The organism is Pseudomonas sp. 57B-090624 (genome assembly GCF_003234055.1).
GTDB lineage: Bacteria > Pseudomonadota > Gammaproteobacteria > Pseudomonadales > Pseudomonadaceae > Metapseudomonas > Metapseudomonas tohonis.
The window spans coordinates 1-26,862 of record NZ_QKRU01000016.1; the positions used below are offsets into that span (position 1 = coordinate 1).

The following is a 26,862-nucleotide window of genomic DNA, read 5'->3' on the forward strand; positions in this document are numbered from 1 at the left end:
ACCCACGCCCACCCCACACCATACTGCGATTCTTCGCCCACGCAGAAACGCTGCTCACCGGGATGTTATCCAAAGCCGGGAGCAGCGTTCGGCGAGCCTTAGCTAGCGGGCGTCAGCCCTGCAGGAAGCGCAGCGCATCCGCAGCCGTCTGCTCGGGAATCTCTTCCATGGGGATGTGCCCGACGCCGGGGTAGGTGCGCACCTGGATGCCCGGCAGGTCGCGCTGCCATAGCGGGACGTGCTTGGGCGAGATCCAGCGGTCGCGCTCGCCCCACATCAGCAGGGTCGGCGCCTTGATCGCGGCGACGCGCTGGCCGGTACCTTCCAGTTCGTCCCTGTTCACCTTCAGCAGCACGCGGAAGATTTCCATCATCGCGCGGCGGTTGCCCGGGCGGCGGCTCAGGTCGTAGTAACGATCGACGACGCCGGGCTTGATCCGCCCGGGCTCGCCATAGACTTCCCTGATGCCCTGGGCGATCAGCGCGCGCGGCATCCACATCGGCATGGCCACGGTGGAGCCGGGCAGTGCGGCGGAGGCGATCATCCACGGCACCTTGCGCATCTGGTAGCCGGCCGGGTCGATCAGCACCAGTTTTTCCACCCGCGAAGGCTGTGCCAGGGCGAAGTTCCAGGCGATGTAGCCGCCCAGGGAGTTGCCGGCGATGGAGGCCTTGTCGATGCGCAGGTGGTCCAGCAGCAGGCCGAAGATGCGGATCATCCGCTCGCCGGAGTAATCGCCGCTGCGCTTGGGGCCGGTGAGGCCAAAGCCGGGCACGTCGAAGCGGATGATGCGGTAGTGCGGGGCGAAGGCCTGCACCCAGCCGTCCCAGGTGTGCAGGGACGCGACCACGCCATGGATCATCACCAGCACCGGCTTGTCGCGGCTGCCTTCGTCGCGGTAGTGGACGTTGAAGCCGTCCAGTTCGATGAAGCGCGAGCCGCTGTCGGGGCTGGCGTAGCGCGCCTTCAGGCGGTCCAGGGGCAGGGAACCGAAGCCCAGGCGGGAGAACCCGACCGCGAGCGGTGGCGACATCGGCAGGCTGGTAGCGGACATGCGGGCACCTCGTGATTGTTATTGTCGAGGGCCTTATCAGATCACGGGGTCGCGTGCCACGCGCCCCAACCTAGGTAGAGCGTGGACGCAGGGCGGCGATCAGCAGGTCGCCCAGCACCGCGCGGGCGTGTTCGATGCGCTGGCGGCTGGCGGCGCCGCCGAGCAGGTCCATGGAGGCGGCCTCCAGGGCCCAGATCAGTGCGCGGAAGGTCAGCGGGTCCACCACCTGGCCGGTGGCCTGGAGGCGTTCGTCGAGCAGCGCGGCCATCTCCAGGTGAGCGCGCTGGCGGTGGGCGGCCAGGGGCGAGTCGGTGCGCATGGCCTCTTCCTGCATCAGGCGGATGATCGGCCCCACGGCCAGGTGGTAGTCGAAGAAGCAGCGCACCATGTCGCGCAGCCAGGCCTCGTCGCTGCCGGAGGCGGCACGCATGCCGCGGAAGCGGTTGAGCAGCAGCACCACGGCGGTCTGGTAGATGCTTTCAAGGACATCCATCTTGTTGGAGAAGTGCTTGTAGAAGGTGCGCCGCGATACCTGCGCGGCGTCCAGCAGGTCGTTCACCGTGGTCTCGCCGATGCCCTTGCGGGCGAACACCGGGATGGCCGCCAACTGGATATTGGTGCGCAGCAGATGCCCCACCAGCGGGCCTTCCGCCTCGGCCTGCTGGCGCGCCACGGCGCCATAGCCGCCGAGGTCCTCGAACACCGCAAAGATCGCCCCGCGCTCGCTCTCGTCCATCACCCGTCCCCCAACCAAGGCGCGGGTGACGGGGCGCCACCGCCCCGTTACTCTTGGCGCGCCCCTTCCCGCTGGAATCTTCCGTGTCGATGAAGCTATCACGCCGCCTGCCGTGGCCGCTGGCCATCCTTTTGCTGGTCCTGGCGCTGCCCGCGTCGGCCGCCGAGCTGTTCTACCTGGGGCAGAAGATTCCCGACATCCAGCGCCCCTGGAACAGCCACGACTACCAGCAACTGATCGAAGCCCTGGACAAGGTCGACCGCACCCAGGTCAACGCCCTGCCCCGGCGCAGCGGCGAATTCACCGGGCCCATCTACACGCGCATGGTCAGCGAGGAAAACTTCAAGCCGCAGCTGAACATCTACGCGCCCCTGGAGCTGCGCCAGAACGAGGCGCGCGAGGTGCTGTTCCGCCTCAAGGAGCTGATGCGCCTGTACTTCGACTTCAAGGCCGCGCAGCAACCCTATGGCGCCGAGGCGCTGGGGCTGATGAGCTATTCGATGCGCCAGCAGGCGATCCTCTTCACCCTCACGGTGGAGTTCTGGATGACCCTGTCGGAGAGCGAGCAGAGCAAGCCGGTGCGCCTGCAGGGCCTGCAGGAAACCAAGGAGGCGGCGGCGATGCTCACTTCCAGCGCGCTGGACTACCTGGGGCTGACCAGGCAGTTCAACCGCGAGGACCTGGTGCTCTATGCCGCCGAGCTGGGCAAGCAGATGCCGGAGCTGTTCATCCACCTGCGTAGCGACGTGCGCGCGCAACTGATGGCGCGCGTGGGCGAGCTGGCGGAAAAGCACCCCTATGTGGAGGTGCGCAGCAGCATGGCCGACCTGCTGCCGGTACTGGCTGCCATCCAGCAGGACGTCGAGCAGCAGTTGGCCAAACCCGTGCCGGCCGGCAAGCCGAAGCCGGCGCTGGATCTCTCCGCGCCGGCTCCGCTGCAGTAGCGGTTCAGCGCAACAGGCCGAGGGCCTTGGCCCGCGCCACCGCCTGGGTGCGCCGTTCCACCCCGAGCTTGCCGTTGATGTGACGGGCGTGGGTCTTGACCGTGTGCAGGGAGATGAACAGCCGCTCGCTGATCTCCTGGTTGGAGCAGCCCTGGGCGATCAGTTGCAGCACCGCCAGCTCACGCGTACTCAACGCATCACTGCCGGCCAGTGGCGCCTCGCTGGCAGCCGGCGCTTGCACTTCCGGCAACAACGCCAGCAATGCCGCGGCCTCAGGGGCCGAGCGCACCAGCAGTTGCTCACGCAGCCAGGGGCCTTGGTGCGACAACAGCTCATGGAAGGGCAGCAACGCGCCACCGGGCAGGGATTCCAGGGCACTGCCCAGCAATGCGAGCGCGTCCTTGTCGCGCCCTCCGACACGCAGCAATTGCGCCAGGTGCAGCTGTGCCACCTGCGCCATGAGCGCGCCGCCACTTTCCTTGGCCCGCTGCACCAGCGCACGCAAACGCCGTTCGGCCTCGCCGCTGCGCCCTTCGATCCGGGCCAGGGCGGCCTGCTGCAATTCGATGTGCAGCGGCAGCTGCGGATGGAATTCGGGGGCAGCGGCGGCCTGCTCGCCGCTGTAGGTTTCCGCCAGGCGCGAAAGCCAGGCCGAGGCCAGCTCGACCTGCCCCTGCACCAGCCAGAGTTCGCACTTCACCAGGGTGACCATGGCCAGGTAGTACACCGGCGGCACATCCCAGATGTGCATCAGCCGCTCCGCCTCGGCGAGCAGGGCGAAGGCCGACGACAGGCGCCCTTCACGGCCCTCCAGGCTGGCCAGCACGCTGTAGCCGATCAGCAGGCTGATGTCGCGGCAGGCACGCGCCTCGGCGATCCCGGCCAGCAGGCGGCTGCGCGCGGCCTGGGGTTGCAGGCGTACGCAGAGCAGGTAGCCCTCGTAGATCATCAGCCGCGCACGGGCGGCGTAGAAGCGCTGGGACGGCAGGCCACGCAGGCGCTCCTGCCCCTGGCGTACTTCCTCCAGCGCGCGAAGGATTTCGCCACGGGCCTGCAGCACCCGCGCGCGGTCGTAGTGGGCCAGGGCCTCGAACAGCGGGTTGCCGATGCGCTGCGCCAGCTCCAGCGCCTCGCGATTGAGACCACGGGCGCGCCACAGGTCGCCACGGGCGACGGCGATGTTGGCCAGGGTGGACAGGCACAGCAGGCGCTGGCCATAGCGCTCCTGGGACAGGGCGGTGAGCGCCTCGGCGCAATGCCGTTCGGCGAGGACGATGTCGCCACGGCCCCGGGCGATGACGCCGCTCAGGGCCAGCCACTGGGCGATCAGCCCCTGTTGGGCCTGGGCGTTGGGCGCCGGCAGGAAGCGCGCGAGCTGGGCCCCCAGCTCCTCGGCGGCGTCCAGTTGGCAGGCCAGGGCCAGGGCCATGCTGTAGAGCATGATCAGGCGTGGCGTGCTCACCAGCAGGCTGTCGGGCAGGTCCATCTTCCAGCGCAGCAGCATGGCGATGTTCTGCTCGGCCAGCAGTTGTTCCTCGGAGAGGTTCTGCACCAGGCTGGCGGCCACGTCCGGCTGGCCGGCGCGCAGGGCCTGCTCGATGGCTTCGTCCAGCAGGCCCTGGGCGCTGAACCAGCGACAGGCACGCAGGTGCAGGCTGGCCAGGGGAATGGTCGCGGCGTGGGCCGGGCGGGCCCGCAGCAGGTCGGAAAACAGGTGGTGGTAGCGGAACCAGTGGCCGTGCTCGTCCAGCGGCACCAGGAACACCTGGTGAGCCTGCAGGTGCTGGAGGATGCCGGCGCTGCCGTGCCCGTCGCGCACCGCATCGCACAGCTCGGCGCAGAAGCGGTCGAGGCAGGCCGTTTCATAAAGGAAGGCCTGCACCTCGGCACTCTGCCGGTCGATCACCTCCTCCAGCAGGTATTCGCGGATCAGCCCCTCGTCGCCGTGGGGGCCACGCGCCAGGGCATGGGCGTCGCCCTCGTCCTGGCTCGCCAGCAGCCACAGGCGCAGGCCGGCGGCCCAGCCCTCGCTGCGCTGCAGCAGGTTCTCCAGGTGTGCACCATCCAGGCGTGCGCCCTGGGCCTGGAGCAACGCGGTGCTCTCGGCATCGGTCAGACGCAGGTCGTGTTCATTGAGTTCCACCAGTTGCCGCGACAGGCGCAGGCGGGCCAGGTGCCAGTCGGGACGCTGGCGGCTGGTAACCAGCAACACCAGCCCTTCGGGCAGGTGGTTGAGGAAGAATTGCAGGCAGCGGTCGAGCACCGCGCCCTGGGCCAGGTGGTAGTCGTCGAGCACCAGCAGCAGCGGTTGCTGGCGATCCAGGCGCTGGCCCAGCTCGTCGAGCAGGCCGTCGAGCCATTCCTCGAAGGCAAAGGGCTGGTGGCGCTGGCGCATCTTCAGCAGGCCCATGGCCTCCTCGCCCATCCCCGGGAAGAACTGGCGCAAGCCATCGAGCAGCCGCTCGAGGAAACGCCCGGGGTCGATGTCGCGTCGCCCCAATCCCAGCCAGAGCGCCTGCCAGCCATCCGGCAGGCCCTCGCAGAACTCGATGGCGAGCGAGCTCTTGCCGAACCCGGCGGGCGCGCTGACCAGCAGCAGGCGCCCTCCGAGGCCTGCGGCCAGGCGGTCGCACAGGCGCGGGCGCGAAAGGTGCCCGGCCGGCAGCGGTGGACGGAAAAAGCGTTCGCCGGCTACCGGGATGGCAGCGGGCGCGAAGGAACGCGAACTGGATAGATCGGTCATCAACCCGGCTTCTAGGAATGGTTATGCCGCGGGGGCGTGAGCGCTGAGGCAGCCTAGCCTTTCGGTCCGCCCATTTGTAGTCCCTTGGGAAAGTACAGACAAGAAAAAGCCGGCCCGAAGGCCGGCTTGTTTACGCGGTATTACAGGATCAACGGACGCCAGCCTGACGCAGGGCCGCCGGGGTGTAATCGCTTTCCGAAGCGCTGTAGTTGAAGTCGTAGGACTGTTTCTCCTCGTTCTTCATGCCCAGGGCCAGGTAGCGACCGGACAGCAGGTCGTACAGGGTTTCCACGGCGTACCAGGGCACCTGCTTGTCGTAGTAGTACTCCGAGTGGGCCTCGGCGACGCGCCACAGGGTGCCACGGCCGTCGTAGTGGTCGATGGCGGCGGCTTGCCAGGTGTCCTCGTCGATGTAGAAGTCACGCTTGGCGTAGATGTGGCGCTCGCCGGCCTTCAGGGTCGCGACAACGTGCCACACGCGGTGCAGCTCGTAGCGGGTCAGGTCCTGGTTGATGTGGCCGGCCTTGATGATGTCGGCGTACTTCAGCTTCGGCGAGTCCAGGCGGTAGCTGTTGTAGGGGATGTAGATCTCCTTCTTGCCTTCCAGCTTCCAGTCGTAGCGGTCCGGCGCACCGTTGTACATGTCGAAGTTGTCGGAGGTACGCAGGCCGTCGGCGGCGGTACCCGGGCCGTCGTAGGACACCTGCGGGGCACGGCGAACACGACGCTGGCCGGCGTTGTACAGCCACGCCAGGCGCGGCTCCTTCACCTGGTTGAGGGTCTCGTGCACCAGCAGCACGTTACCGGCCAGGCGCGACGGAGCGGTCACGCGCTGCTTGAAGTAGAACAGCACGTTGCTCGGCTTGCTCGGGTCGTAGTCCTTCAGCTTGTCGCGGAAGGTGAACTCGTCCTGGAAGTACACCAGGCTGTAGGAGCCGTTCGGCTGCGGGGTCGCCTGGGTCACCAGGCGGCGCACGCTGCCGCCGCGGTAGCGGGTGATGTGGTTCCAGATCGCTTCCAGGCCGTTCTGCGGGATCGGGAAGGGGTTGGCGGTCTTGAAGTTCTCCAGGCCGTTACCGCCCTCCACCAGCTTGGTGTTGGCCGCGTTTTCCTTGGCTGCCGCGATCACGCTCGCCGGTACGGTGGCCGTACGGTGGGTGGTGAACACCGGCATCTTGTAGGTTTCCGGGTAGCGCTTGAACATCGCGTACTGGCCGGGGGTCAGCTTGTCCTTGTACTGCTCGACGTTCTGCGCGGTGATGGTGAACAGCGGTTGCTCACTGGCGAAGGGATCGGAAACGAAGCCCTTGTCGTCCACCGGGCCGGCGTTCTGCGGCAGGCCGCCGGTCCACTCGGGGATGGTGCCATCGGCATTGCCGGCCTTCTCCGCACCCAGCGGGGTCAGGGTGGTGCCGATCTTGGCCACCTGGTCGGCGGGGGCCGCCGCCATGACGGCGGTGGCCAGCAGGGACAGCGCCAGCGCACCGGTTTGCAGCAGGTTCTTTGTTGTTTTCATAGGTGATTCCTTAATTCCGGGCCGCTTAGAAGTTCACGCCAAAGCTGAGCGCGAGGAAGTCGCGATCGATCAGGGTGTTGTAGTCGCCACCGAAGAAGTCGGTATAGGACAGGCTGGCGGTGTAGGTGTTCTGGTACTCGGCGTCCAGACCCAGGCTGATGGCCTTGGCGCCCTCGGTGAAGGTGCCGTTGGGGCCGTAGCCATTGACGTCGTGCGACCAGGCGATGTTCGGCTTGAGGTTCACACCGGCGAAAGCGTCGTTGTAGTCCCAGATGGCGCGAGCGCGATAACCCCAGGAGTTGCTGGTCACGAAGCCGTCGTCTTCGCAGTACTTGCGCTGGTTTTCCCCGGCACCGTTAAGCGCTGCGCAAGTGTTCCCACCCAGCGCAGCGGTCGGCGGCAGCGGACCAGGACCATAGATCGGGTCACGTCCGTAGCGAACCTTGCTGGTGCTTTCCAGCCCACCTACGTGGGTGAAGCCCACTTCACCGACCAAAGTCAGACGCTCAGCACCCATCACCTGATCGAAGAAATGAGTGAAGGTCGTCTGGAACTGGGTAATTTCCTTGCGGTTATAGCCATGCAGATCCTGGCCGCGCTGGCCATTGAGCAGCGAAGCGTTTGCGTAGGCACCACCCAGCAGTTTGACGCCGCCATAAAGAACGTCGGTGGAGTTGATCTGCACCGGGGCATTCGGACGGTAACTGACCTCGCCCGACCATGCCGTGCCGGTGGGCAAGGTGGTGGAGAAGCTCAAGCCATAGAGTCGGATGTCTTCCGGATACTCGATGAAGTACTTGGAGTTGGCGGCCACGACCAGGGGAGCGGCAGCGCCAAAACCTGGGGCGGCGGTATAGACACCATTGCCGGCGGCTGTAGCGCTGAAAATCGGCGCGCGGCTGTGGTAGTTCATGAAATAGGCGCCGAACTCGGTGTCCAGTTCTTCAGAGAAGTAACGCAACGCGGTACCCCACTGGCCGCCATCACGGGCATCGCGGTCCCCGCTGCGAGGAACGATCACGCCTTCGCTGGTGGCGGTGACGGGCGAAACGCCCAGGAAAGCCGGTAGGCCCGCGATACCGCCATTGATGGTGGCAAGTTGAAGGGCGCTGGGCGGGGTCAGAACGGCAAGGTTGCCGTTGCAGCCATCGGCAACGATATCCGGCTGGGCGAAGAAGGTGCCGCAGTTATCGGTGACGGTCTGATCCCACTCCAATTGATAGAAGGCTTCTGCGGAAAGATTGTCGGTCAGGCTCTGAGAGACGTAGAACATGTTGACCGGGATCAGGCCTTCCTTCACTTCGGCGCCGGGACGGCGGAAGGCGGAGACGTCGATCGGGTTGATCGAGTTGATCCCGCCCTGGATGAAGGTGCTCTCACCCCAACTTACGACCTGCTTGCCCAGGCGCACAGAGCCCGGTTTATCTGCGATGTCGTAGTTGTGGTAGATGAAGGCGTCGAGGATCTGCGCGCCGGAAGACTGCGCGGCCTCCTTTCGGTTGTGGTCGTCGATGTCCTTGAACAGGCGGCTCTCGTCCTTCAGCTCGAAGTCATACCAGTACTTGCCACGGACGAAGACGCCGGTATCACCGTATTTCAGCTCGAGGTCGTGAATGCCCTTGAAGATCTTCGAGAAGGTCTCGCCTTTCTTGAAGTTCAGGTGGGAATCGTCAGAAGTCTGCGACAACCCCTGGCCACCGTTGTTCTTGCCGATCAGGTCCGCATCCGCACCGCGCATGGACCAGCTTGCACCGACCGACAACGAGGAATCGAACTGCCCCTCGATCTCGCCGATATTGAACGTTACGCCGAATGCCGGGGCGGCGAGAGTGGATGCGAGGCTGACGGCCATTGGCAGTCGGGCCAGGCGCCAGAACGGTTTTCTTGTTGTCATCGACGCTACTCCATGTGTGTTTTTTTGTTATGGATTGGTGCGGACTATAGCCAGGAGGTAGTAGTGCTTGATCCCTCTAAAGTGTGATTTGCAGTCCGGCGAGCACTCTGGCCCGCAGGTTTGCAGACTAGCCCGATCTGGCGATTGGTAAAGCCGGGGTGAGCTGGCGCGGAGCCAGCAATAAACAAGCCAAGCGTTTGCTTGGTAGACAGGCCGGGCCTTGTAGGACCCGGCCTACAGCGGCTCAAAGAGCTGAGAGGAAGGTACTGCCCGTGGCCTGCCACTGGGCGATATCGACGCGGATGCGTTTCTTGTCCAGTTTGCCGACGCTGGTCTTGGGAATTTCAGTAACAACGGCGATCTGGCTGGGAATGGCCCACTTATTGATGTGACCTTGCTCTACGAAAGGCTTGAGGTGCTCCTTCAGCGCCTTGGCATCCAGAGCTTGGCCGTCACGCAGCACCAGCAGGGCGAACGGGCGCTCCCCCCACTGCGGATCGGGCACTCCGACCACCGCCACTTCGCGCACCGCCGGGTGGCGACTGACCAGGTCTTCCAGCTCCAGGGAGGAGATCCATTCGCCACCGGTCTTGATCACGTCCTTGATGCGATCGCGGATGTCGATGAAACCCATGCCGTCGAGGGTGGCGACATCGCCCGTGTGCAGCCAGCCGCCTTCCCACAGCTCCAGGCTCTTCTCCGGCTCGCGGAAATAGCCCTGGGTCAGCCAGGGCGCACGCAGCACCAGCTCGCCCTGGGATTCGCCGTCGGCGGGAAGGAAGTTGCCCTCGGCGTCGATGATCGCGGCATCAACCAGCGGCACCGGCACGCCGGCCTTGATGCGGTAGGTGGTGCGCTCGTCCTCGCTGCCGGCCAGCAGCTCGTCGTTCATGTGCGCGCAGGAGATCATCGGGCAGGTCTCGGACATGCCGTAGGCGGCCGTCAGGTGGATGCCGCGTGCCTTGGCGGCGTCGTACAGCGAGCGGTTCAGCGAACTGCCGCCGATGATCAGTTTCCAGCCACCGAAGTCCACGCCCTGCGCGGCCTTGGCGTTCATCACCATCTGCAGGATGGTCGGCACGCAGTGGGAGAAGGTGACCTTCTCGCGACGCCACAGCTCCACCAGCAGTTCCGGATCGTAACGCCCGGGGTAGACCTGCTTGACCCCCAGCATGGTGGCCACGTACGGCACGCCCCAGGCATGCACGTGGAACATCGGGGTGATGGGCATGTACACATCGTCGTTGGCCATCAGGCTCGGGCTGTGCACCGAGCCCATCATGCTGGCCATGGCCATGGTGTGCAGCACCAGCTGGCGGTGGGTGAAGTACACGCCCTTGGGGTTGCCGGTGGTGCCGGTCGTATAGAAGGTGGTGGCGAGGGAGTTCTCGTCGAAGTCGGGGAAGTCGTAGCGAGTGGAGGCGGCGGCCATCAAGGTTTCGTATTCACCGACGAGGTTCGGCAGGTCGGCGCTCTTGTCGGCGGCGTCGGTCAGCAGGAGGGTCTTCTCGACCGTGGTCAACTGGCCCTCGATGGCCTTGTAGATCGGCACGAACTCGCTGTTGACCAGCACGAAGCGGTCCTCGGCGTGGTTCATGGTGTAGAGGATCTGGTCCGGCGAGAGGCGGATGTTGATGGTGTGCAGCACCGCGCCGATCATCGGGATGGCGAACATGCACTCCAGGTAGCGGTGGCTGTCCCAATCCATCACCGCCACCGTGTCACCCGCCTTCACACCGGCCTCGGTGAGCAGGTTGGCCAGGCGCGCGACGCGCTCGTTGAAGGTGGCGTAGCTGTAGCGGACCAGATCGCGGTAGACGATTTCCCGGGTCTTCTCGTAGCGGCTGCCGGAAAGCAGCAGGCCTTTGATCAGCAAGGGATATTGGTAGGCGTTGTCGGCCGGTTTGATGACTCGGGTCTGCACCATGGAAATGCACCTGCGCGCGAGGGATGTAGTTATTGATTTCTCCGCACTCTAGGGCCCTGCGTCCAGGCATAAATCAGTCAAAAGAATGATTTGCACGTGACCCTTTGGCCACTTTCGGTCACGAGATAGAATCCACCCCATCGGCCAGTCTCGGCCCATCACCCGAAGAGGTAGGAACAAGATGTCTGAGATCGTAATCGTCAGCGGCGCCCGCACCCCGATGGGCGGTTTCCAGGGCAGCCTTTCCGGCGTTTCCGCCGTGGACCTGGGCGCGGTGGCGATCCGCGAAGCCGTGGCCCGCGCCGGTATCGACGCCGCCGACGTGCAGGAAGTGATCATGGGCTGCGTGCTGCCCGCCGGCCTCAAGCAGGGCCCGGCCCGCCAGGCCTCGCTGAACGCCGGCCTGCCCGCTGCCACCGGCTGCACCACCATCAACAAGCTCTGCGGCTCCGGCATGAAGGCCGTGATGCTGGCCCACGACCTGCTCAAGGCCGGCACCAACAGCGTCATGGTCGCCGGCGGCATGGAGAGCATGTCCAACGCCCCCTACGTGCTGGAGAAGGCCCGCACCGGCCTGCGCATGGGCCACAGCGAGATCAAGGACCACATGTTCCTCGACGGCCTGGAAGACGCCCGCACCGGCCGCCTGATGGGCTCCTTCGCCCAGGAGACCGCCGACAAGCACGGCATCACCCGCGAGGAGATGGACGCCTACGCCATCGAGTCCCTCAAGCGTGCCCAGGCCGCCATCGCCGAGGGCGCCCTCGCCGCCGAGATCGTCCCGGTCACCGTCACCACCCGCAAGGGCGAGGTAGTGGTCAAGGACGACGAGCAGCCGCTGACCGCCAACCTCGACAAGATCCCGACCCTGCGCCCGGCCTTCCGCAAGGACGGCACCATCACCGCCGCCAACGCCAGCTCCATCTCCGACGGCGCCAGTGCCCTGGTGCTGATGACCGCCGAGGAAGCCCAGCGCCGTGGCCTCAAGCCACTGGCGAAGATCGTCGGCCACGCCACCCAGAGCCAGGACCCGAGCGAATTCACCCTCGCCCCCATCGGCGCCATGACCAACCTGTTCAGGAAGACCGGCTGGAGCAAGGACGACGTGGACCTGTTCGAGATCAACGAAGCCTTCGCCATGGTCACCATGCTCGCCATGCGTGAACATGGCCTCGACCACGCCAGGGTCAACGTCTACGGCGGCGCCTGCGCCCAGGGCCACCCGGTCGGTTCCACCGGCTCGCGCATCATCCTCACCCTGATCAACGCCCTGCGTAACAAGGGTGGCAAGCGTGGCGTCGCCTCGCTGTGCATCGGTGGCGGCGAAGCCACTGCGGTGGCGGTGGAACTGCTGTAACCCGCCCGCGCGGCCAATGAAAAGGGGCTCCCGGACCAACGTCCGGGAGCCCCTTTTCATTCCGCCCGGGCGCTCCTCAGGCGGGCACCGCCTTGGGCGCGTGGGCCGGCGTCCTCGGGAAGGCCAGCGCCGCCGCGAAGGTCAGCGCACCGAACACCGCCAGCACAAGATACAGCCCCACCAGCCCATGGCGCGGTTCGATGAAGGCGATCATCGGGATGGCCGCCGCACTGGCGCCGAAGGACAGGAAGTAGCGCAGCGCGAAGACCCGCGCCTGCCACTGCGGCGCCACGAAATTGGCCACCATCGCGTCATTCACCGTCACCTGGCCGAACACCGCGAACATGAAAGCGGCACCCAGGGCGATCACCACCCAGCCATCGGCATAGGCCATGGCCACCAGCAACGGCCCCTGGCAGAGGGTCATCACCACGAACGGCAGCTTCAGGCTGTAGCGATCCAGCACGCGGCCCATCAGCAACTGCGCCACGGCACCGAAGGCGTAGGCGATGCTGACCACGATGCCGAGGCTTTCCGGCGAGGCGAACAGGTCCACCAGGCGCTCCTGGAACAGCTTCGGGTAGGTCATGGTCGAGGCGTTGAAGATCACCCCGCCCGTGGCCGTCACCAGCGCCAGCACACCGAACACCAGGCGCATCGACACCTGCCCCGCTCCGCCAGTCCGATGGGTGCCGGCCGCGGCGACGGGAGATGCCTCATCCCGCACGCAGAGGGCGAACCACACGCCAATGGCCACCGACAGCGCGCCCGGCAGGATGAACGCCGCGCGCCAGCCGAAGTGGGCGGTGAGAAAACCCGTGACCAGCGCCGAGAACGCCACGCCCAGGTTGCCCCACATGCCGTTGATGCCGATCTCGCGGCCACGGTTCTGCGCATGGGCCACCAGCATCGCCGTGCCCACCGGGTGGTAGATGGCGGCGAACACGCCCATCAGCGTCAGCCCCAGCACCAGCATCGGCGTGCTCCGGCTCAGCCCGGTGAAGATCGCCGCACCGCCGATGCCGAGGAAGAACACCAGCATCATGTGGCGGCGGCTCCATGTGTCACCCAGCCAGCCGGCCGGTAGCGAGCAGGCCCCGAAGGCGATGAAGCCGCCGAGGGACAGGCCGATCAGCTCGGCGTAGGACAGCTCGAAGGTAGCGGTCATGCCCAGCACGGCGGCAGGGAAGATGAGCATGAACATGTGGTCGATGATGTGGGCGGCGTTGATGAAACGGATGACGGTACGCGGTCGGTTCATGGCAGTTTCGCTGCTGTTTGGTTGTTGTGGACCGCCATGCTAGGTTGGCCGCCCAGCAACGTTCTGCCAAAAAGATCATCGGAACAGCCATGCTCATCGACCACCTACCCCTGGGCCGGATCGGCGCCGTCGCCCTCGACTACCCCGACGGTGCCCATGTCGACCTGCACCTGCACAGCCAGGCGCAATTCCTCTATGCGGCGCAGGGGCTGATGCGCCTGGTCACCGAGGCCGGTGCCTGGGTCATCCCGCCGACCCGCGCGGTGTGGATCCCACCGGGCATCGAGCACCAGATCTTCATGTCAGGTCAGGTGCAGATGCGCACCCTGTTCATCGCCGCCGAAGCCGCACCGCCGGCCCTGGCCGCCTGCTGCGTGCTGGCGGTGCCGCCGCTGCTGCGCGAGCTGATCCTGCGCCTGGTGGCGCTGGAGGCCGGCGATACCGATGACGAACACCGCAGCCTGGTGCAGCGCCTGATCCTTCATGAGATCGCCGCCCTGGAGCGCATGCCCCTGCACCTGCCGATGCCCCGGGACCGACGCCTGCAAGCCATCTGCCTGGCCCTGCTGGAAACCCCGGAGAGCACCCGTACCCTCGACGACTGGAGCCTGGAGGTGGGCGCCAGCACGCGCACCCTGAGCCGGCTGTTCGCCCAGGAGCTGGGCATGAGCTTCAACGACTGGCGCCAGCAACTGCGCCTCACCGAAGCCCTGCCGCGCCTGCTGGCCGGGCACAGTGTGCAGAAGGTCGCCAGCGACCTGGGTTACGGCAGCGGCCGCGCCTTCAGCGCCATGTTCCGCCGCCTGCTGGGGGAGAACCCGAGGGAATACGTCGCCAGCCTGGGGTTGCTGGCGACACTGGAGAAGGCGTGATGGGTTTCGCGGAGCTCTACCCATCCTACGTATACCTGTGCCCTGCGTTGCGGTGATGGGTTTGCGAAGCGCAGCCCCTCACTTCATCGAGGTGAACGCCAGCTTGACCCCGAGCCCCACCAGCACCGCGCCCATCAACCGGTCGAACCAGTGCCCCATGCGGGCGAAACCGCTGCGCACGCGCTGCTGGCTGAACAGCATCGCCACCAGGCAGAACCAGATGGCCGTGGCGCAGGCCAGGTAGAGGCCGTAGCCGGCCTGGATGGCCAGCGGGGTGTGGGGGTTGATCACCACGGTGAACAGCGAGAGGAAGAACAGCGTCGCCTTGGGGTTCAGGCCATTGGTGATGAAACCGGTGACGAAGGCGCCGCGCGGGCTGCGCTCGGCGGCGGTCGGCTCGGCCTCGGTGGCGACCGGGTCAGCCGGCTTGGCGCGCAGCGCCTTGATGCCGATGTACAGCAGGTAGGCCGCCGCCAGCCATTTCAGGGCGTTGAAGGCCACGATGGACTGGGAAACGATCAAGCCAATGCCCAGCAGCGAATAGGCCACGTGGACGAAAATGCCGGTGCCCACGCCGATCGCCGTCCAGGTGCCGGCACCGCGACCATGGGCGACGCTCTCGCGCACCACGATGGCGAAATCCGGGCCGGGGCTGGCCACGGCCAGCAGGTGGATCAAGGCAACGGTGAGGAATTCCGCCCAGTACATGCGACCTCCTGAGAATGGGTTGAGCTGATAGGCTGGCAACCTTACGCCTACATCTGTCTCGGAAAAAGGTACAGCTGATGACCAACAGCCTCCGCGCGGTCTTCCTCGACCACGCCTCCCTCGATCTCGGCGATCTCGACCTCAGGCCGTTGTGCCAGCAGTTCGCCGAACTGGAACTGCACGACCAGACCGGCCACCGCGACGTCGTCGAACGCCTGCGCGGCGCCCAGGTCGCCATCAGCAACAAGGTGACCATCGATGCCGCCGCCATCGCCGAGCTGCCGGATCTGAAGCTGATCCTGGTCAGCGCCACCGGCACCAACAACATCGACCTCGCCGCCGCCCGCGCCCGTGGCATCACCGTGTGCAACTGCCAGGGCTACGGCACCCCGTCCGTGGCCCAGCACACCCTGATGCTTCTGCTCAACCTGGCCACCCGCTTCGTCGACTACCGCGAAGCCGTGCGCCACGACCACTGGCAGAAGGCGACCCAGTTCTGCCTGCTGGACTTTCCCATCGTCGAACTGGAGGGCAAGACCCTCGGCCTGCTCGGCCACGGCGAACTGGGCAGCGCCGTGGCACGCCTGGCCGAGGCCTTCGGCATGCGCGTGCTGCTCGGCGCCCTGCCCGGCCGCCCGCCTCGCGCCGACCGCCTGCCCCTGGCGGAACTGCTGCCCCAGGTGGACGCCCTGACCCTGCACTGCCCGCTCAACGAGCACACCCGCAACCTGATCGACGCCGAGCAACTGGCGTTGATGAAGCCCGGCGCTTTCCTGGTCAACACCGCGCGCGGCGGCCTGGTCAACGAACATGCCCTGGCCGACGCCCTGCGCAGCGGCCACCTGGGCGGTGCCGCCACCGACGTGCTGACCCAGGAGCCACCGAAGGACGGCAACCCACTGCTGGCCGTGGACATCCCGCGCCTGATCGTCACCCCGCACAACGCCTGGGGCAGCCGGGAGGCGCGCCAGCGCATCGTCGTACAGATGGCGGAAAACCTTGATGCGTGGCTGAAGGAAACGCCTCGCCGCACGGTAAGCTAAGGCCTACAAGATTCTGATAAAATGCGCGGCTTTTATCAGGATCTACCCCATGGACCCGCGCAGCGAAGTACTGCTTCGACAGGCTGACCTGTTCCTCGGCCCGCTGCTCCTGGCGGGCCTTCCCGCCGACGACCTGCTGGGCGAACTGCCCCAGGCACGCGGCTGGACCTGGCACGCCGGTGAGCAGGCCGCCCTGGAAGCCCGCTTCCCCGGGCGTTGCGAATTCACCGTCAACGCCCCCGACGCCCCCTTCGAAGCCGCCGTGCTGTTCCTGCCCAAGTCCCGCGAGCTGACCGACTACCTGCTCACCGCCCTGGCTGCGCGCCTGCCCGGCAAGCCGCTGTACCTGGTGGGCGAGAAGCGCGCCGGCATCGAACGCGCCGCCCGCCAGCTGGAACCCTTCGGCAAGCCGCGCAAGCTCGACAGCGCCCGCCACTGCCAGCTGTGGCAGGTGCAGGTGGAACAGGCACCGGCGATCCCGGAGCTGGAGGCCCTGGCCCAGCGCTACAGCCTCGAGCTGGCCGACGGCCCGTTGCAGGTGGTGAGCCTGCCCGGCGTGTTCAGCCATGGCCGCCTGGATCGCGGCAGCGCGCTGCTGCTGGACAACCTGGCCAAACTGCCCACCGGCAAGGTGCTGGATTTCGGCTGCGGCGCCGGGGTTCTCGGCGCCGCGCTCAAGCGCCGTTATCCACAGAGCCAGCTGGTGCTGCTGGATGTCGACGCCTTCGCCATCGCCGCCAGCCGCCTGACCCTGGCCGCCAACGGCCTGGAAGCCGAAGTGATCGCCGGAGACGGCATCCACGCGGCGCCCTGGCTGCTCTCGGCCATCGTCAGCAACCCGCCCTTCCACCAGGGCGTGCACACCGACTACCAGGCCAGCGAGACGCTGCTGCGCGAAGCCGGACGCCACCTGCTGGTGGGGGGCGAACTGCGCCTGGTGGCCAACAGCTTCCTCAAGTACCAACCCCTGATCGAACAGGCGTTCGGCGGTTGCCGCACCCTGGCCGAAGGGGAGGGTTTCCGCATCTACAGCGCCCGCCGCTGACAGGCGGGCACTCGCGCACCATCCATACTCGAGCGGCCCCCGTTAGCCGCAACACGCCCGGCGAAGAACCGGGCACCTGGAGTTTTTCTTGACTGACCTCGACACTGCCGCCCCCACCGCCAGCAGCGGCCTGCACCGCTCGCTGAAGCCCCGCCACCTGAACATGATCGCCATCGGCGGCTCCATCGGCACGGGCCTGTTCGTCGCCTCGGGCGCCACCGTGGCCAACGCCGGCCCGGGCGGTGCCCTGCTCGCCTACGCGCTGATCGGGGTGATGGTGTACTTCCTCATGACCAGCCTCGGCGAAATGGCCGCGCACATGCCGGTTTCCGGCTCTTTCAGCACCTATGGCAGCCGATTTGTCGACGATGGCTTCGGTTTCGCCCTGGGCTGGAACTACTGGTACAACTGGGCGGTGACCATTGCCGCCGAGCTGGTGGCCGCGCAACTGATCATGAGCTTCTGGTTCCCCGACGTGCCGGGCATCTATTGGAGCGGGCTGTTCCTGGCGCTGATGTTCCTGCTCAACGTCATCTCGGTGAAGGGCTTCGGCGAGAGCGAATTCTGGTTCGCGCTGATCAAGGTGGTCACGGTGGTGATCTTCATCATCATCGGCCTGGCCACCATCTTCGGCGTGATGAGCGGCATCCAGTCCCCTGGCTTCAGCCACTTCACCCAGGGCGAGGCGCCCTTCGTCGGCGGCCTGCAGGCCATGGTCGGGGTGGCGATGATCGCCGGCTTCTCCTTCCAGGGCACCGAACTGATCGGCATCGCCGCCGGCGAGTCGGAGAACCCGCGCAAGAACATCCCAATCGCCATCCGCCAGGTGTTCTGGCGCATCCTGATGTTCTACATCCTGGCGATCTTCGTGATCGGCATGCTGATCCCCTACACCGACCCGAGCCTGCTGCAGAACGACGCCAGCGACATCAGCGTCTCGCCCTTCACCCTGCTGTTCGAGCGCGCCGGCTTCGCCGCGGCCGCCGGCGTGATGAACGCGGTGATCCTCACGGCCATCCTCTCGGCCGGCAACTCCGGGATGTACGCCTCGACGCGGATGCTCTACACCCTCGCCACGCAGGGCAAGGCGCCGCGCCTGTTCGCCCGCGTCTCCGCCAGCGGCGTGCCGCGCAACGCCCTCTACGCCACCACCCTGGTAGGCGCGCTGTGCTTCTTCACCGCCGCCTTCGGCGAGTCGACCCTCTACACCTGGCTGCTCAACACCTCGGGCATGTGCGGCTTCATCGCCTGGCTGGGCATCGCCATCTCCCACTACCGCTTCCGCAAGGGCTACCTGCTGCAGGGCGGCCGCCTGGAAGACCTGCCCTACCGCGCCAAGCTGTTCCCCTTCGGCCCGCTGTTCGCCTTCGCCCTGTGCCTGGTGATCACCCTCGGGCAGAACTACGAGGCCCTGGTGGGCGAGCGCATCGACTGGGCCGGACTGACCGCCACCTACATCAGCCTGCCGCTGTTCCTCGCCATCTGGCTCGGCTATCGCCTGAAGAACGGCAGCCGCACCGTGCGCTACGCCGAGATGGACGTGCGCGCCACGGACAACTGACGAACAGCGCAACGGCGGGCTTGCCCGGCACGCCCGCCTTGTGCAGAATGCGCCCCGTCCTAGGGGAGTAGTCTCCCGCGAGCGCCCTGCTCGCCAGGCACGCGTCAACATACTTGGTCCACAGACCATGGCGCGTGCGACCCAAGCCTGCCTAGACAGGCCAGCGGTTTGACAAGACCTATGACACACACAACCTGACCCGGGGCGGGCAGATTGCGTGTGTCATGGTGATTAGTCGACCCGCCCCCGTAGGAACCCCGATGCTGGAATCCCTGTTCGTCCCCACACTGATCGTCGCCCTGGCGGAAATCGGCGACAAGACGCAGCTGCTCGCCCTGCTGCTGGCCGCGCGCTTCCGCAAGCCCTGGCCGATCATCTGGGGCATCGTCGCCGCCACCCTCGCCAACCACTTCGCCGCCGGCGCCGTGGGCAACTGGGTCGCCAGCTTCTTCTCCGCCGCCACCCTGAGCTGGGTCCTCGCCGCCTCCTTCGTCGCCGTGGCGCTGTGGACCCTGGTACCCGACAAGCTGGACGACGACGAGGAATCCGGCCTGAAGAAATACGGCCCCTTCCTCACCACCCTGATCGCCTTCTTCCTCGCCGAGATGGGCGACAAGACCCAGGTCGCCACGGTGATGCTGGCCGCGCAGTACCCGCACTTCATCCTCGTGGTGGCGGGCACCACCCTGGGCATGCTGCTGGCCAACGTGCCGGTGGTGCTGGCCGGCAACTTCGCCGCCGACAAGCTGCCGCTGACCCTGATCCGCCGCCTCGCCGCCCTTGCCTTCGGTGCTCTGGCCCTCTACGCCGTGTACAAGGCGCTGACCCTCGGCGCGGCCTGAGCCGCGTCACCGGCCTGACGCCAGTTCGCTGGCGTTTCGGCCAATGGCAGCGCCGCGCCAACTGGTAGATTTCTCGCCCTACTGCCGGCCCGGCCAGGGAGGAGGAAAAGCAGATGACGTCGACCGACGACCGCAAGCGCGTGGCGCGCCAGCATATCGACCTGTCCTGGAACAAGGGGCGCGTGGCGCTGGCCGAGCAGCTGCAGAGCAAGGACTTCCTCTACAAGAGTTCGTTCATGCCCGGCCCGCTGGACGGCGAGGGCTACCGCGAGATGGTGCTGAAGATCCGCGACGCCATGCCCGACCTGGAAGTGGTGGTGGAGGAGTGCATCGCCGAGGACAGCCACGTCTTCACCTGGTGCACCCTGATCGGCAGCATCCACAAGCCGGCCCTCGGCTACCCGCCCAGCGACCGCATCCTCAGCATTTCCGCCATGGCCTTCTGGACCTTCAACAGCCGGGGCGAGGTGCAGGAGATCTGCACCATGTTCGATATGGAAAGCTTCCGCGCCCAGCTCGGCCTGAGCAATCGCGCCTACGCGGAGAAGGCACTGCCCTGATCCCCGGCCTCCCGCAGCCCGGAACGCGTCACCGCACGCCCTCAGAAATAGCCGTTCTCACCGAACCAGCGAATGGTCCGGCGCAGGGTATCGTCCAGCGCCACCTCGGCCCTGAAGCCCAGCTCCGCCTCGGCCTTGGTGCCGTCGAGGAACTGCCCGCCAGCCATCACGGCGATGCTGGTCGGGTCGATTTTCGCAGCCTCGCCACTCATGCGCTGACGCAGGCGCTGCAGGGCCGCCATGCCCCGTGCGACCGCCAGCGGCATCGGTGTCGGTGCCGGCACTTCCAGCAGGCGTGCGATGTGCGCGGTCAGCTCGGCCATCTCGATGTCGTGGCCGGTGATCAGGTAGCGCTCGCCAGCCCTTCCCTTCTCCAGCGCCAGCAACAGCCCGCGCCCCGCTTCGGCGGCATCGACGACATTGCGCCGGCCCACCACGTAGCGGCTCATGGCTCCGCTGGCGATGGCGGTGACGATGCGCCCCGGGCCGGGGCCGGCGTCGAACTCGCCCAACGCCATGCCGGGGATGCCGATCACCACCGGCAACCCGGCGCGGGCCTGCTCGCGGGCCTGTCGGTCCAGGGCCCACTGGCTCAGCAGGTAGGGGTTCTTCCAGCGCGGCATCTCGTCGTAGAACAACCCTTCGTGGCCCGGCGAGCCATCGGGATTGCGCGGCAGCACGACCGAGGCACCGACGAGCAGGATGCGCGGCACATGGGCCGCGAGGCAGGCGGCATAGAAGTGGTTGGTTTCCTCGAGCGCGCCGGCCACGACGTCCTGCCAGCGTCGAGGGCGGATGGGGGCATCCTGGCGGCAGAAGACCACGCCATCCACATCGGCCAGGGCACGGGTGAGCTGAGGATGGTCGAGGGGCTCGACCGAGCGAAGCTGGGGGTGGAGATAGCCCAGGCGCTCGATGCGCGACGCGGGGCGATGGATCAGCACCAGCTCGTGGCCCGCCGCGCGGATGGCGCGGGCCGTATGGTGGCCCAGCAGGCCGGTGGCGCCAAGGACTGCGATCTTCACGGGAACCCCTCGATCCGAAGCACGCCGCCTGCATCATGCAGGCGGCGGCGAGCAGTCTAGGACGGCCTCTGCAGGGCCGCCAGCGTCACTTGCCCCTGGCTTGCTGGTAGAACGGCATGACCTTGGGAATGGACGCCTGGAGGGAGGCGATGCGCGAGCTGGAAGACGGGTGGGTGCTCATGAACTCCGGCGGTGCGCCTTCGCTGGCCTTGCTCATCTTCTGCCACAGGGTGATGGCGGCGTTGGGGTTGTAGCCGGCACGGGCGGACAGTTCGAGGCCGATCAGGTCCGCCTCGTTCTCGTTGCCACGGCTGTTGGGCAGCGTCATCAGGTACTCGACGCCCTGGTTGGCCATCTGCAGGCTCTGGTCGCCGGCGCCCAGCAGGGAGCCGAGCTGGGTGGCCATCTGCACGCCATAGGCCTTGGACATCGCCTCGCGGCCGTGCTCGCGCAGGGCGTGGGCGATTTCGTGGCCCATCACCGCCGCCAGCTCGTCGTCGGTGAGCTTGAGCTGATCGATCAGGCCGCTGTAGACGATGATCTTGCCGCCCGGGCCGCAGTTGGCGTTGAGCTCCTCGCTGTCGATCACGTTGGCTTCCCAGGCCCAGCTGCCGGCATCGGGACGGAACACCGTGGTCTGGGCGATCAGTCGCTTGGCGATGGCCGAGACGCGCTTGGCGTCCGCGCTGTCCTTGTCCAGCACGCCCTGCTGCGAGGCCTCGGACAGGGTCTGCTGGTAGGACTGCGCGTACATCTGGTTGACCTGCTGCTCGGACAGCATGCTGAACATGTACTGCTTGCGCTCGACGCCGACCGCACCGCCGCTGGTGGTATTGACCGCCTGGCATCCCGCCAGCAGCAGGGGCAGTGCAAGGCTGCCGATGATGTGAGACTTCGCCACTGTGACTCTCCTTTGAAAACTGCGCCGTACTCTATGCCCGCGCCACGACCCGGAGCAACCGCATCCCTTGCCATCCAGCGACTTGCGTTCTTTTCTTGTGAAGCAGGCTCATGCTTCGGCGACTGTCGGCCGATATGCCATGGACACAGGCTGTACCTGAGACTCCGGGAGTTCCCATGAAATTCAGATCGATCCAGTTTTCGGTCGCGACGCTGGCCGGCGCCAGCGTGCTCGCCGTGGTTGTGGCCCTCGTGCTCTATGCGCTGTTCGCCGGTGCACGGACCCAGGAGCTGGTACAGACACGCACCCAGTCACTGCTGGAACAGATCATCAGCGAACGCCTGCTGAGCCTGGCCGCCTCCCAGGTCGCGGACATCCAGCGCGAACTGGCCTACCCGATGACCGTGGCCAGCAGCCTGGCGCAGACCAACGCCCTGGCCGGCGAGACCGACGAGAGCGGTGCCGTGGCGATGGAAAGCAGCCGCAAGGAGATGATCAACCTGCTGCAGCACATCCTCGCCAACAACCCCAAGCTGCTGGACGCCTATATCGGCTGGGAGCCCAGTGCCTTCGGCGATGACGCCGCTTCCATCGGCCAGCCCGGGCAGAACGAGGGCGGCCGCTTCATGCCCTGGTGGTACCGCGACGCCACCGGCAAGCTGGTGATGGAGCCCATGGGGGACACCCTGGAAAGCACCAAGGTGTTGCCCACCGGCGTACGCGAGGGCGAATACTACCTGTGCCCGCGCGACACCAAGCGCCCCTGCGTCGTCGACCCGGCCCCCTACGAGATGGGCGGGAAGATGGTCATGCTGGCCTCCTTCAACGCGCCGATCATGGTCAAAGGCCAGTTCCGCGGCATCGCCGGCGCCGACCTTTCCCTCGACTTCATCCAGCAACTGCTCACCAGCGCCAACCAGAAACTCTACGGCGGCGTCGGCGAGATGGCCCTGCTCTCCAGCAACAGGCGCCTGGTGGCCTACACCGCCGATGCCAGCAAGAACAGCGAGCCGGCCGACCGGGTGCTGGGCAGCGCAGTGGCGGAGAGCCTCAAGTCCCTGCAGGGCGACCAGCCCGTCTATCGCGTCGATCGCGACAGTGGCCGCATCCTGTTGCTGGTCCCCTTCAAAGTAGCGGGCACCGATGCCAGTTGGACGCTGAGCCTGAACATGCCGCTGGAAACCGTCATGGCGGACCTGCACAAACTGGAAGCGGATCTTTCCGCCCAGCGAGACGAGGACATCTTCGGCATGACGGTGGTGGGCCTGCTGATCGCCGCCCTCGGCCTGGTGGTGATCTGGTTCGTCGGCTTCGGCATCGCCAGCCCGCTGCGGCAGATGGTGACCATGCTCGACGATATCGCCCAGGGCGAAGGCGACCTCACCCGCCGCCTGCACTCCGATCGCGCCGACGAACTGGGCTCCATCGCCAGCGGCTTCAACACCTTCCTGGCCAAGCTGCAGACCATGATCAGCCAGGTGGTGAGCTCGGTGCAGAAGGTCAGCGACTCCTCGGAGCACACCGCCGACATCGCCATCCGCACCAACCAGGGCGTGCAGAAACAGCTGGCGGAGATCGAGCTGGTGGCCACCGCCGTCCACGAGATGACCGCCACCGCACAGGACGTGGCGCGCAACGCCACGCTCGCCGCCGAGGCCGCCAGCCATGCCGACCAGGCCGCCAACCACGGCAAGCGCATCGTGCAGAGCACCACCGAGGCCATCACCGCCCTGGCCGGCGAGATCAGCCGCGCCGTGGGCGTGGTGCAGAACCTGGCCAAGGACAGCGAGAACATCAACGCCATCCTGGTCGCCATCCGTGGCATCGCCGAGCAGACCAACCTGCTGGCTCTGAATGCCGCGATCGAGGCCGCCCGCGCCGGCGAGCAGGGCCGCGGCTTCGCCGTGGTGGCGGACGAGGTGCGCAACCTGGCGCAGAAGACCCAGCAGGCCACCGAAGAGATCCAGACCATGATCCAGCAGCTGCAGCAGGGCACGCGGGACGTGGTCAAGGTGATGCAGGACAGCCAGGACAAGACCGACACCAGCGTGCAGTCCGCCAGCGAGGCGGCCCATGCGCTGGAATCCATCACCCAGGCTGTATCGGTGATCAACGACATGAACACCCAGATCGCCAGCGCCGCCGAGGAACAGAGCGCGGTGGCCGAGGACATCAACCGCAACGTCACCAACATCGGCCAGGTGGCCAACGAAGTGGCCGGCGGCGCCGACGAGGCCTCCCAGGCCAGCGCCGAGCTGACCAAGCTGGCCGAGCAGCAGCGCCGGCTGATCAATCAGTTCAGGGTGTAGATCTACTCGGTCGGGGCCCCGCGCCCGCGGGGATGACGCAGGGAGAATGGATTGTAGGGGCGACTTCAGTCGCCCCCTTCCATTCGCCTGTCCCGCATGACTCCGTTGAGCAGCCCTCCGGGTCCGTGCCGTTCATTCGCGAATGAATTCGCTCCAGCAAGGCACGCCCTGTAGCCCGGGCTTCAGCCCGGGAAGATCCGATCACGCTGGTGTCAGGCACTCCGGACCATCCAGCTTGGGGTCGTTGACCAGGGTGGCCAGCGCCCGTTCGCGCAGGGCTGGCGAGGCGGCGGTGAGCAGCGCGCGCAGGTCGCCGGGGGCCGTATCGGCGGCCAGCCAGGCCTGCTGGCCGGCCTCGTCCAGCACCAGCGGGCGGCGCAGGTCGGCGGCGGGGCGGGTGATCATCGCCAGGCTCAGGTACTCGGCATCACCCACCGGAAAGGGCTCCCAGAGCGCGGCAAAATGCAGCAGCGAGGTCTCGCCGCTGACCCAGTACGGCCGCTTGCGCACGCCACGCCATTCATAAAAGCCGTTGGCCGGGATCAGGCAACGGCGCTGGCGGAAGGCATCGCGGAACATCGGCTGCTCGACCAGGGTTTCGGCGCGGGCGTGGGCGGGGGTCTTCGAAAGATCGGTGAGCCAGGCCGGGGTCAGGCCCCAGCGGGCCAGGTCCAGGCGGCGCTCGCCGGCCTGCTCGCGCAGCATCAGCACCCGCGCGCCGGGCGCCAGGTTCCAGTGCGGCTGCTGCTCGGCAGGGAAGCCGGGCAGCGCGGCGAAAGCGGGCGACCAGCGGAACAGGGCGAAGCGTCCGGACATGGGGCGAGGGACTCGGGCAGGTTCAGCACAGCAGGGTGCCGGGGTAGCTGTCGGGCTCGTCGCCCGGCACGGGTTGCGCGGCATTGTACGCGGCGATCAGCAGCCGTGCCCGCTCGGCGTCCTCGTCCTCTACCAGCAGGCCCAGCAGCCCCATCAGCGGCAGTTCGCCGATACCGCCCAGCAGGTGCCCGCCCGCCAGGTGGGCCTCGACGCCTTCGCTGGCGAGCATGCCCAGCAACAGCTGCGCCTCGATCAGATCACCCGGCTCGTAGATGCGCTGCATCAGTCGTCCTCCCGGCGTACGTCCAGGCTCCAGTCCTCGCCGTCGGTGGCCAGCGCGAAGACGATGGGCCGGCAGCACACCGGGCAATCCTCGATGTACTGCTGGTCGCCCGCGGAAAGGTCGAGCAGCGCTTCCACCGGTTCGCCGCAATAGGGGCATTCATAGGCCTGGGTTTCCAGCATGCGAAACTCCCGTGTGACTTGGCTGTATAATCGCCGGTCTATTTCAGGCCCCGTGATTCGGGGCTCCACCCTTATCTCCAGCCGCAGCACAACAAGAGAACACGATGGGCGAATTCGAAGCCATCCGACCCTACGACGATGCCGAGGTGGCCGAGGTGCTCGCGCGCCTGTCCGCCGACCCGGCCTTTCTCGGCGCCCTCACCCGTTTTCGTTTCCCCCGCCTGGCAGGCCCGCTCGGCTGGCTGCTCAAGCCTGTTATAGCTCATCGCCTGCGCCGCGAGTTCCGTGGCATCGCCTCGGTCACCGCGCTGCAGGACAAGATCGAACCCTATGTCGACCGCACCATCGAGCGCGCCACCGACGGCGTGACCTACTCGGGCGTGGACAAGCTCACACCGGGCAGCCCCTACCTGTTCGTCGCCAACCACCGCGACATCGTCATGGACCCGGCCTTCGTCAACTACGCCGTGTACCACGCCGGGGTGCCCACGCCGCGCATCGCCATCGGTGACAACCTGCTGCAGAAGCCCTTCGTCAGCGACCTCATGCGCCTGAACAAGAGCTTCATCGTGCACCGCAACCTGGCGGGCCGGCGCGAGAAGCTGGCGGCCTTCCAGCTGCTGTCCGCCTACATCAATCATTCGATCCGCGTGGACGGCCAGTCGATCTGGATCGCCCAGGCCGAGGGCCGCGCGAAGGACGGCGACGACCGCACCGACTCGGCGATCCTCAAGATGTTCCACATGAGCCGCAAGGACGAGCCCTTCGCGGCGGTGATCCACGACCTGCACGTGGTGCCGGTGTCGATCAGCTACGAATACGACCCCTGCGACCTGGCCAAGGCTCGCGAGCTCTACATCCGCGCCACCACCGGCAGCTACGAGAAGGCACCGGGCGAGGACGACACCAGCATCGCCCTGGGCATCACCGGCTACAAAGGCCGGGTACACATCGCCTTCAACGACGAGATCCGCGAGGACATCGGCGACGCCAAGCTGCTGGCCGCGGAGATGGATCGCCGCATCCTCGGCGGCTACCGCCTGTTCCCCGTGCACTACCTGGCCTATGCCTTGTGGAGCGAGCGCGACCCGGCGCTGGCGGTGCCGAAACTGGAAAGCCTGTTCGGCAGCGACGAGATCGCCCGCGCCCGTGCCGAATGGCAGAAGCGCCTCGATGCCTGCCCCGAGGAACAGCGCCCCTGGCTGGTACTGCAGTACGCGACGCCCGTGCGCAACCAGTACCGCATCAAGGCCGGCCTGCCGCTCTGATCGTTCCGCGCCATG

At 66.7% G+C, this 26,862-nt stretch carries 23 protein-coding genes, 1 pseudogene and 1 riboswitch; of the genes and pseudogenes, 11 read left to right on the forward strand and 13 right to left on the reverse strand.

Features of this window, described 5'->3' with window-relative positions; genetic code table 11:
• Positions 1–112: 112 nt before the first annotated feature.
• Together DMX10_RS09940 and DMX10_RS09945 are read right to left on the reverse strand one after the other, a co-directional pair.
• Positions 113–1,054 (reverse strand): alpha/beta fold hydrolase, encoded by a 942-nt coding sequence (locus DMX10_RS09940; RefSeq protein WP_111260940.1) that lies wholly within the window; start codon positions 1,052–1,054, stop codon positions 113–115.
• 70 nt (positions 1,055–1,124) lie between these two features.
• Positions 1,125–1,790, reverse strand: a complete 666-nt coding sequence (locus tag DMX10_RS09945) for a TetR/AcrR family transcriptional regulator (RefSeq protein WP_111260941.1) — start codon at positions 1,788–1,790, stop codon at positions 1,125–1,127.
• A gap of 89 nt (positions 1,791–1,879) precedes the next feature.
• On the opposite strand from DMX10_RS09945, the gene DMX10_RS09950 reads away from it, so the two are divergent.
• Positions 1,880–2,734 carry a hypothetical protein gene (locus tag DMX10_RS09950; RefSeq protein WP_111260942.1) on the forward strand — a complete coding sequence of 285 codons (855 nt, stop codon included), beginning with the start codon at positions 1,880–1,882 and terminating at the stop codon, positions 2,732–2,734.
• A gap of 4 nt (positions 2,735–2,738) precedes the next feature.
• On the opposite strand, the gene DMX10_RS09955 is transcribed toward DMX10_RS09950, so the two are convergent.
• From DMX10_RS09955 to DMX10_RS09970, 4 genes are all read right to left on the reverse strand, one after another.
• Positions 2,739–5,477, reverse strand: a complete 2,739-nt coding sequence (locus tag DMX10_RS09955; RefSeq protein ID WP_111260943.1) for a LuxR C-terminal-related transcriptional regulator — start codon at positions 5,475–5,477, stop codon at positions 2,739–2,741.
• Positions 5,478–5,625: 148 nt separating this feature from the next.
• The gene (locus DMX10_RS09960; RefSeq protein WP_111260944.1) at positions 5,626–6,993 is read right to left on the reverse strand and encodes a DUF1329 domain-containing protein; all 1,368 of its coding nucleotides are present in this window, start codon (positions 6,991–6,993) and stop codon (positions 5,626–5,628) included.
• A 25-nt stretch (positions 6,994–7,018) separates the two neighbouring features.
• Positions 7,019–8,887: a DUF1302 domain-containing protein gene (locus DMX10_RS09965; protein ID WP_111260945.1), complete on the reverse strand. Its 1,869-nt coding sequence runs from the start codon at positions 8,885–8,887 to the stop codon at positions 7,019–7,021.
• Between the two features lie 244 nt (positions 8,888–9,131).
• Positions 9,132–10,814, reverse strand: coding sequence for a fatty acid--CoA ligase (locus DMX10_RS09970; protein ID WP_111260946.1), 1,683 nt, complete (start codon positions 10,812–10,814; stop codon positions 9,132–9,134).
• 181 nt (positions 10,815–10,995) lie between these two features.
• Between DMX10_RS09970 and DMX10_RS09975 the strand changes: the two genes are divergently transcribed.
• Positions 10,996–12,171, forward strand: a complete 1,176-nt coding sequence (locus tag DMX10_RS09975; protein ID WP_111260947.1) for an acetyl-CoA C-acyltransferase — start codon at positions 10,996–10,998, stop codon at positions 12,169–12,171.
• 76 nt (positions 12,172–12,247) lie between these two features.
• Here the strand turns inward: DMX10_RS09975 and DMX10_RS09980 are convergent, their stop codons facing one another.
• On the reverse strand, positions 12,248–13,432 hold the full coding sequence (locus DMX10_RS09980; RefSeq protein WP_111260948.1) for an MFS transporter: 1,185 nt from the start codon (positions 13,430–13,432) through the stop codon (positions 12,248–12,250).
• 89 nt (positions 13,433–13,521) lie between these two features.
• Between DMX10_RS09980 and DMX10_RS09985 the strand changes: the two genes are divergently transcribed.
• Complete coding sequence (locus tag DMX10_RS09985) at positions 13,522–14,304, forward strand: helix-turn-helix domain-containing protein (protein WP_111260949.1); 783 nt, start codon at positions 13,522–13,524, stop codon at positions 14,302–14,304.
• A 78-nt stretch (positions 14,305–14,382) separates the two neighbouring features.
• On the opposite strand, the gene DMX10_RS09990 is transcribed toward DMX10_RS09985, so the two are convergent.
• Positions 14,383–15,012, reverse strand: coding sequence for a LysE family translocator (locus DMX10_RS09990; RefSeq protein ID WP_111260950.1), 630 nt, complete (start codon positions 15,010–15,012; stop codon positions 14,383–14,385).
• 77 nt (positions 15,013–15,089) lie between these two features.
• Between DMX10_RS09990 and DMX10_RS09995 the strand changes: the two genes are divergently transcribed.
• The 5 genes from DMX10_RS09995 to DMX10_RS10015 all read left to right on the forward strand — a co-directional run bounded on the left by DMX10_RS09995 (position 15,090) and on the right by DMX10_RS10015 (position 20,063).
• Positions 15,090–16,055: a 2-hydroxyacid dehydrogenase gene (locus DMX10_RS09995; RefSeq protein WP_111260951.1), complete on the forward strand. Its 966-nt coding sequence runs from the start codon at positions 15,090–15,092 to the stop codon at positions 16,053–16,055.
• A 49-nt stretch (positions 16,056–16,104) separates the two neighbouring features.
• Positions 16,105–17,100 (forward strand): class I SAM-dependent methyltransferase, encoded by a 996-nt coding sequence (locus DMX10_RS10000; RefSeq protein ID WP_111260952.1) that lies wholly within the window; start codon positions 16,105–16,107, stop codon positions 17,098–17,100.
• A gap of 88 nt (positions 17,101–17,188) precedes the next feature.
• Complete coding sequence (locus tag DMX10_RS10005; RefSeq protein ID WP_111260953.1) at positions 17,189–18,661, forward strand: amino acid permease; 1,473 nt, start codon at positions 17,189–17,191, stop codon at positions 18,659–18,661.
• A gap of 50 nt (positions 18,662–18,711) precedes the next feature.
• Positions 18,712–18,843: riboswitch (yybP-ykoY riboswitch) on the forward strand.
• A gap of 81 nt (positions 18,844–18,924) precedes the next feature.
• Positions 18,925–19,503 carry a TMEM165/GDT1 family protein gene (locus DMX10_RS10010; RefSeq protein ID WP_111261003.1) on the forward strand — a complete coding sequence of 193 codons (579 nt, stop codon included), beginning with the start codon at positions 18,925–18,927 and terminating at the stop codon, positions 19,501–19,503.
• A gap of 113 nt (positions 19,504–19,616) precedes the next feature.
• Positions 19,617–20,063 carry a ketosteroid isomerase-related protein gene (locus DMX10_RS10015; protein ID WP_111260954.1) on the forward strand — a complete coding sequence of 149 codons (447 nt, stop codon included), beginning with the start codon at positions 19,617–19,619 and terminating at the stop codon, positions 20,061–20,063.
• A gap of 41 nt (positions 20,064–20,104) precedes the next feature.
• Here DMX10_RS10015 and DMX10_RS10020 read toward each other — a convergent pair whose 3' ends face one another.
• Both DMX10_RS10020 and DMX10_RS10025 read right to left on the reverse strand, forming a co-directional pair.
• A complete protein-coding gene (locus DMX10_RS10020) occupies positions 20,105–21,088 on the reverse strand; it encodes an NAD-dependent epimerase/dehydratase family protein (protein WP_111260955.1) in 984 nt (327 codons plus the stop codon).
• Between the two features lie 85 nt (positions 21,089–21,173).
• Positions 21,174–21,989: a M48 family metallopeptidase gene (locus DMX10_RS10025; RefSeq protein WP_111260956.1), complete on the reverse strand. Its 816-nt coding sequence runs from the start codon at positions 21,987–21,989 to the stop codon at positions 21,174–21,176.
• 1,250 nt (positions 21,990–23,239) lie between these two features.
• On the opposite strand from DMX10_RS10025, the pseudogene DMX10_RS33570 reads away from it, so the two are divergent.
• Together DMX10_RS33570 and DMX10_RS33575 are read left to right on the forward strand one after the other, a co-directional pair.
• Positions 23,240–23,440 (forward strand): annotated as a pseudogene (locus DMX10_RS33570) (HAMP domain-containing protein); the annotation flags it as partial.
• Positions 23,441–23,455: 15 nt separating this feature from the next.
• On the forward strand, positions 23,456–24,298 hold the full coding sequence (locus DMX10_RS33575) for a methyl-accepting chemotaxis protein (RefSeq protein WP_371877108.1): 843 nt from the start codon (positions 23,456–23,458) through the stop codon (positions 24,296–24,298).
• A 201-nt stretch (positions 24,299–24,499) separates the two neighbouring features.
• Here DMX10_RS33575 and DMX10_RS10035 read toward each other — a convergent pair whose 3' ends face one another.
• Genes DMX10_RS10035 through DMX10_RS10045 form a run of 3 tightly spaced genes read right to left on the reverse strand, consistent with a single transcriptional unit; the run spans position 24,500 to position 25,579 of the window.
• The gene (locus DMX10_RS10035) at positions 24,500–25,114 is read right to left on the reverse strand and encodes an SOS response-associated peptidase (RefSeq protein ID WP_111260958.1); all 615 of its coding nucleotides are present in this window, start codon (positions 25,112–25,114) and stop codon (positions 24,500–24,502) included.
• Positions 25,115–25,136: 22 nt separating this feature from the next.
• Entirely contained in the window at positions 25,137–25,397 is a 261-nt protein-coding gene (locus tag DMX10_RS10040; RefSeq protein ID WP_021222267.1) for a putative signal transducing protein, read from the reverse strand.
• A complete protein-coding gene (locus DMX10_RS10045) occupies positions 25,397–25,579 on the reverse strand; it encodes a CPXCG motif-containing cysteine-rich protein (RefSeq protein WP_021222266.1) in 183 nt (60 codons plus the stop codon). The genes DMX10_RS10040 and DMX10_RS10045 overlap by 1 nt, the downstream gene beginning before the upstream one ends.
• Before the next feature lie 104 nt (positions 25,580–25,683).
• Between DMX10_RS10045 and DMX10_RS10050 the strand changes: the two genes are divergently transcribed.
• Positions 25,684–26,847, forward strand: a complete 1,164-nt coding sequence (locus DMX10_RS10050; protein WP_111260959.1) for a 1-acyl-sn-glycerol-3-phosphate acyltransferase — start codon at positions 25,684–25,686, stop codon at positions 26,845–26,847.
• Positions 26,848–26,862: the final 15 nt, after the last annotated feature.